General features: G+C 66.0%; 1 protein-coding gene. It reads left to right on the top strand.

All coding sequences use genetic code 11. From position 1 onward, the window contains the following. A partial coding sequence (locus VFA16_RS06625) for a non-ribosomal peptide synthetase (protein WP_324967048.1) occupies positions 1-7,659 on the top strand: 7,659 nt, incomplete at both ends.

Consider the following 7,659-nt stretch of genomic DNA (forward strand, 5'->3'; position numbering starts at 1 on the left):
AGCCGGTGCCGGGCTGGCGTATGGGTATGTGCGCCGGGCGGGTTTAACCGCCTCGCGGTTCGTGGCCTGCCCATTCGGCGGCGTGGGAGCGCCAGGAATACGCATGTATCGCACCGGGGACTTGGTCCGTTGGGATGCTGATGGGCAACTGCAGTATGTCGGGCGCGCCGACGAGCAGGTCAAAATCCGCGGGTATCGCATTGAGCTGGGCGAAATTCAAAACACCTTGCTGGCCTGCCCGCAGGTGACCCAGGCCGTCGCCACCGTGCACCACAGCGACACCGGCGCCCACCTCGTCGCCTACATCACCCTCGAGCACACCAGCACCGCCGACGACGATGCCGAGGTCGTCGAAGAGTGGCAACACGTGTATGACGAGCTGTACGGCGCCGAGGTCGAGGTGCCCGGGTTCGGCATGGATTTTCGGGGCTGGAACAGCAGCTACACCGATGACCCGATTCCGCTTGAGCAGATGATGGAGTGGCGTTCGGCCACGGTGGACCGGATCATGGCCCTGCGGCCGCGCCGTGTGCTGGAGATCGGCGTAGGTTCCGGGCTGCTGTTGTCGCAGATCGCCCCTGAGTGTGAGCACTATGTCGGCACCGACATGTCGGCGGTTGTAATCGACAATCTGGCCCAGTCGTTGCAGCAGTTGCAGATCCCGTGGCGGGATCGGGTCGAGCTACTGACCCAGCCCGCTCACGTGACCGAGGCCCTGCCGCAGGGCTACTTCGACACCATCATTCTCAACTCGGTCATCCAGTACTTCCCCAACGCGCAATATCTGGCCGAGGTCATCGACAACGCGATGGAGCTGCTGGCCCCTGGCGGGGCACTGTTCATCGGCGATGTGCGCAACCACACGTTGCAGGGCGCGTTCCAAACCGGGGTCGCGCTTGCGCGCACGCCCAGCACCGACGCCGCCGAGATCCGCCAACGAGTTCACCGCGCCATGGTCAGCGAACCCGAATTACTGCTGGCGCCAGAGTTTTTCACCACGTGGGCCGTCGACCATCCGTCCGTGGCCGGAGTCGACATTCAAGTCAAACGCGGATCGGCCGACAACGAACTTAACCGCTACCGCTACGACATCGTGGTGCACAAAGCCCCCACACCGGTGCGCTCGGTGGACAGCGCACCTACCTGGGCGTGGACGCAATTCGCAGGTCTGCGCGGACTGCGCACCGAGTTGATATCGCGACGTCCGGCTGTCGTGCGCATCACCGAAATACCCCGCGCCGGACTGGTCAGCGACGTCGCGATTGAACGCGGCCTGGCCGCCGGGCTGTCTGTGGCCGACGCACGGGCCCAAGCACGCGCGACCGCGACCCCCGACGCCGCCACCCCTGAGCAATTGCACCGCCTCGGTGAGGCCATCGGATACCACGTCGCCGTCACTTGGGGCGCCCAACCCGGCACGCTGGATGCGGTTTTCATCGCGGCCAGCGAGGCCGACGGTCAACACACGCCACCGTTGACTGACCTCTACCGTCCGTATGGCCGGGCTAACCAACGCAGCACCCACGCCAACGACCCCCACACCAACACCAAGATCAGCGCAGTACGTCAGTGGTTGAGCGCCCGGTTGCCCGAATACATGGTGCCGGCGCAAATTGTGGCGCTGGACGAGTTCCCGTTGACGTCCTCGGGCAAGCTCGACCACAAGGCGCTGCCGGCACCTTTATTTGCCGGCGCACCGTTCCGGGCACCACAAACCCAGACCGAAAAGGTCGTCGCCGAGGTGTTCGCCGAGGTATTGGCTGTGGATCGCGTCGGGCTCGATGACGATTTCTTCGCACTCGGTGGGGACTCGCTGATCGCCACCCGGGTGAGCGCGCGGCTGCAGTTGGCGCTAGGCAGGGAAGTGCCAGTGCGGTATTTGTTTGCCGCGTCCACCGTCGGTGATCTCGCGCAGTACTTGGACCGGCATCGTGGTGGCCCGCCTCGCCCGCCGCTGCGTGCGATGCCGCGCCCGAAGCGGATCCCATTGTCGTATGCCCAGAGCCGGTTGTGGTTCCTCGACCAGTTGCAGGGGCACCTGCCGATCTACAACATGCCGGCCGCGCTGCGGCTGCGCGGGCCGCTCGATGCCGACGCGTTGGGCGCGGCGCTGGCCGATGTGGTGGGCCGCCATGAGAGCCTGCGGACGCTGTTTACGGCGCCCGACGGGATACCGCAACAGGTGGTGGTGCCCGCCGAGCACGCCGACTTCGGGTGGGACGTTGTTGATGCCACCGGCTGGTCGACAAGCCGGCTCGGCGAGGCCATCGGCGCGGTGGCGCGCTACACGTTTGATCTGTCTGGCGAAATCCCTTTGCAGGCACGGCTTTTCCGTGTGGCCGACGACGAACACGTGCTGGCGATCGCCGTGCACCATATCGCGGCGGACGGCTGGTCGGTAACCCCGATAGTGCGTGATTTGGGTGTGGCGTATGCCAGCCGATGCGCGGGCCGGGCCCCCGACTGGATGCCTTTGGAGGTGCAGTATGTCGATTACACGCTGTGGCAGCGCGCGCAGTTTGGTGATTTAGCCGACAGCGACAGCCCCATCGCTGCGCAGCTAGCTTTTTGGGAAGATGCCCTGGCCGAGATGCCTGAGCGCCTGCAACTTCCCACCGATCGGCCCTATCCGCCGGTTGCTGATTACCGCGGCGCTGATGTGGCGGTCAACTGGCCGGCGGAGCTGCAGCAGAGGGTGCAGCGGGTTGCTCGCGAGCACAACGCGACAAGTTTCATGGTGGTGCAGGCCGCGCTGGCGGTCCTGCTGTCAAAGATCAGCGCCAGCAGCGATGTGGCGGTGGGGTTCCCGGTCGCCGGGCGCCGCGACCCCGCACTTGACGGCCTGGTCGGTTGTTTCTTCAACACCTTGGTGCTACGTGTCGATCTGACCGGTGATCCCACTGTCGCGGAGCTGCTGGCCCAGGTGCGGCGGCGCAGCTTGGCCGCCTACGAACACCAGGACGTGCCCTTCGAGCTAATTGTCGAGCGCCTCAATCCCACGCGATCGCTTAGCCATTCGCCGCTGATCCAGGTGGTGTTGTCCTGGTTGAACTTCCCCTGGCAGCATAACGGTCCCGCCGCCGGGCTGGCCTTGGGTGATTTGCAGGCCACGCCGATGCCCGTCGACACTCGCACCGCCCGCATGGACCTATCGTTTTCCCTCGGGGAACGCTGGACTGAGGCCGGTGAGCCGGCTGGGATCGGCGGCACGGTGGAATTTCGCGCCGATGTGTTCGACGCGGACAGCATCGAGGCGCTGATCAAGCGGTTGGAGCGTGTCATAGTGGCGGTGACGGCCGACCCGGCGCGGCGGTTGTCGTCAATGGATCTGCTTGATGCAGCTGAGCACATTCGGCTGGATCGGTGGGGCAACCGGTCGATGCTGACCGAATCGGCGCCCGCGCCGGTGTCGGTTCCGGCGTTGTTCGCCGCGCAGGTGGCCCGCACACCGGATGCGGTGGCGCTGACCTGCGGGCAGCGCTCATGGACCTATCGCGAGCTTGACGAGGCCGCTAACCGGTTGGCGCATCTTTTGGCCCGCCATGGGGCGGGCCCCGGTGAGTGTGTGGCGCTGCTGCTGTCTCGTTCGGCTGAGGCGATCGTGGCGATCCTGGCGGTCCTCAAAACAGGCGCTGCCTACCTGCCGATCGACCCGGCGCTGCCGCCAAGACGGATCGGGTTCATGCTCGCCGACGCCGCGCCGATCGCCGCGATCACCACCGCCGGGCTGGCCGACCGGCTGGAGGGGCACGAGCTGCTTGTCATTGATGTCGAAGACTCCCGCATCCCGACCTATCCGTGCGGGGGCTTGCCGGCGCCGGCCCCGGACAATATCGCTTACATCATCTACACCTCCGGCACCACGGGGGTGCCCAAGGGTGTGGCCATCACCCACCACAACGTGACCCAGCTGTTGGCGTCTCTGGATGCGGGTTTGGCGGCGCCGGGGCAGGTGTGGACGCAGTGGCACTCGTATAGCTTCGACATTTCGGGCTGGGAGATCTTCGCTGCCCTGCTGCACGGCGGCCGGCTGGTGGTGGTACCCGAAGTGGTGGCGCGCTCGGCCGCGGATTTTCACGCCTTGCTGGTGTCTGAAAAAGTCACTGTCTTAAGCCAGACCCCCTCTGCTGTGGGGATGTTGTCGCCCGAGGGGTTGGATTCGGTGGCCTTGCTGGTGGGCGGCGAGGCCTGCCCCGCTGAGGTGGTGGATCGGTGGGCGCCCGGACGAGTGGTGATCAATGAATACGGCCCGACCGAGACGACGATGTGGGTGGCTTTGAGTGCGCCACTGACAGCGGGTTCGGGTGCGCCGCCGATCGGCTCGCCGGTGGCGGGGGCAGCGTTTTTTGTGCTTGACGAGTGGTTGCGGGCGGTGCCGGCCGGTGTTATCGGCGAGTTGTATGTGGCCGGTGCTGGGGTGGGCTGCGGGTATTGGCGGCGGGCGGGTTTGACGGCGTCGCGGTTTGTGGCGTGTCCGTTCGGCGGCGCGGCAGCGCCAGGAATACGGATGTATCGCACCGGGGATCTGGTGTGTTGGGGCGCCGACGGGCAGCTGCGGTATCTGGGGCGTGCCGATGAGCAGGTCAAGATCCGCGGATATCGCATCGAGCTCGGTGAAGTTCAGGCGGCGCTGGCCGGGTTGGCTGGGGTGGATCAGGCGGTGGTGATCGCCCGCGAGGACCGCCCCGGCGACAAGCGTCTGGTGGGCTATATCACCGGCACAGCAGACCCGGCCGCGACCCGCGCCGCGCTGGCCGAGCGGCTGCCGGCCTATATGGTCCCGGCCGCGGTGGTGGTCTTGGAGGCGCTGCCGTTGACGGTCAACGGCAAACTCGACAGACGCGCCCTACCAGCACCGGAATATCAGGACACCGATCGTTACCGCGCACCGGCCACTCCCACTGAGGAGATCCTGGCCGGCATCTACGCCCAGGTGCTGGGTGTCGGGCGCGTCGGGGTCGATGACTCGTTCTTCGATTTGGGTGGGGACTCGCTGTCGGCGATGCGCCTGATCGCCACCATTAACAAAGGCCTGAATGCCGGCCTTACGGTGCGCGCGGTTTTCGAGGCGCCCACGATTGCCCAGTTGGCTCCCCGTATCGGCGCGGAGGCGGATCGGTTCGAGCCGTTGGTGGCTGGCGAGCGACCTGCGGTGATTCCGTTGTCGTTTGCCCAAAACCGGCTGTGGTTTATCGATCAGTTGCAGGGGCCTTCACCGGTCTACAACATGCCGGTGGCGTTGCGGCTGCGCGGGCAGCTTGACGCCGAGGCGTTGGGCGCGGCGCTGGCCGATGTTGTGGCTCGCCATGAGAGCTTGCGCACGGTGTTTGTGGCGCCCAACGGGATACCCCAGCAGGTGGTTCTCCCTGTAGAGCGCGCTGACTTCGGATGGCAGACCATCGATGCCAGCGGCTGGCCCGAAAGCCAGCTGGATAAGGCCATCGACGCCGCGGCGCGTCACCCGTTTGACCTGGCCACCGACATCCCGCTGCGGGCGCGGCTTTTCCGACTCGCCGACGACGTACATGTCCTGGTGGCCGTGGTCCACCACATCGCCGCCGACGGCTGGTCGATCGGGCCGCTGGTGCGTGATCTGGCGCTGGCCTATGCCAGCCGGTGTGTTGGGCAGGCCCCAGGCTGGCCGGCATTGATTGTGCAGTATGCCGATTACACAATCTGGCAGCGCAAAATCCTTGGTGACCTGGCCGATAGCCACAGCCGCATCGCTGGGCAGCTGGCGTACTGGGAGGACGCCCTGGCCGCGATGCCCGAACGCCTACAGCTACCCACCGATCGGCCCTACCCACCGGTCGCCGATCAGCGCGGCGCCAAGGTGACTGTGGATTGGCCCGCCGAGCTGCATCAGCAGCTGGCGCGCGTTGCCCGCGAGCACAACGCGTCCAGCTTCATGGTGATTCAGGCCGCCCTGGCGGTGCTGCTATCCAAGCTGAGCGCCAGCAGCGATGTGGCGGTGGGGTTCCCGATCGCCGGGCGACGCGACCCCGTACTTGACGAGCTGGTGGGTGTTTTCGTCAACACCTTGGTGCTGCGGGTCGATCTGGCCGGCGATCCCAGTGTGGCCGAGCTGCTGGCCCAAGTGCGAGGGCGCAGCCTGGCCGCCTACGAGCACCAAGATGTGCCTTTTGAGGTGCTGGTGGAGCGGCTCAACCCCACGCGAAGCCTGACCCATCATCCGCTGGTGCAGGTGATGTTGGCTTGGCAGAACTTCGCCGGGCAGAACAACAACCTTTCCGCCGAGTTGGCCTTGGGCGATGTGCAGGTCAGCTCCATGCCGGTGGACACCCGCACCGCTCACATGGATCTGACCTTCTCCTTGGCCGAACGCTGGACCGAGGCCGGTGAGCCGGCAGGGATCGGCGGGGCGGTGGAGTTCCGCACCGATGTGTTCGACGCGGGCAGCGTTGAGGCGCTCATCGAGCGGTTCGAGCGGGTGTTGACCGCAATAACCGCCGACCCCGCCCGGCGGCTCTCAACGGTGGATCTGCTCAATGAATCTGACCACGCCCGCCTGGATCAGATCGGTAACCGCGCAGTGTTGACCCAGCCCGCACCCACGCCGGTATCGGTACCCGCTTTGTTCGCTGCGCAGGTCGCCCGGACACCGGACGCGGTGGCTATTACCTGCGCTCAGCGTTCGTGGACCTATCGGGAACTCGAGGAGGCGGCCAACCGGTTGGCGCACCTGCTGGCCGCACACGGTGTAGGCCCGGGCAGGTGTGTGGCCCTGCTGTTTTCTCGGTCGGCTGAGGCGATCCTGGCGATGCTGGCGGTGCTCAAAACGGGGGCGGCTTACCTGCCAATCGACCCGGCGCTGCCAGAAGCCCGGATCAGTTTCATGCTCGCCGACGCATCACCGATCGCAGGGATTACCATGCCCGCCCTGCGATCCCGGTTGGACGGGCATGATCTGCTGGTTATCGACGTCAATGACCCCGCTGTGGAGAGCCAACCCAGCACGGCATTACCGGCGCCGGCAGCCGATGAGATCGCCCACATCATTTACACCTCTGGCACCACCGGGGTGCCGAAAGGTGTGGCGGTCACCCACCACAATGTCACAAGGCTATTCGACTCACTGGACGCCGGCTTCGAGCTGAGACCGGGACAGGTGTGGACACAGTGTCATTCCTATGCCTTCGACTACTCGGTATGGGAGACCTGGGGAGCGCTGTTGCATGGTGGGCGGCTGGTGGTGGTGCCCGAAGAGGTGACGCGCTCACCGGAAGACTTCCACGACCTGCTGCTCGCCGAAAACGTCGGTGTCTTAAGCCAAACACCGTCTGCAGTGGGGCTGCTCTCGCCGCAGGGTTTGAATGCGGCGTTGGTGATCGCCGCTGAGGCTTGCCCGCCTGAGGTGGTGGATCGGTGGGCGCCCGGGCGAGTGATGATAAATGCCTACGGCCCCACCGAGACCACGGTCTATGCGACGATCAGCGCGCCGTTGACACCCGGGTCGGGTGCGCCGCCGATCGGGTCGCCGGTGCCAGGGGCCGCGTTGTTCGTACTGGATGCGTGGTTGCGGGCGGTGCCGGCCGGTGTTGTCGGCGAGTTGTATGTGGCCGGTGCTGGGGTGGGCTGCGGGTATTGGCGGCGGGCGGGTTTGACGGCGTCGCGGTTTGTGGCGTGTCCGTTCGGCGG

It is taken from the genome of Mycobacterium sp., assembly GCF_035653355.1.
Taxonomy (GTDB): domain Bacteria; phylum Actinomycetota; class Actinomycetes; order Mycobacteriales; family Mycobacteriaceae; genus Mycobacterium.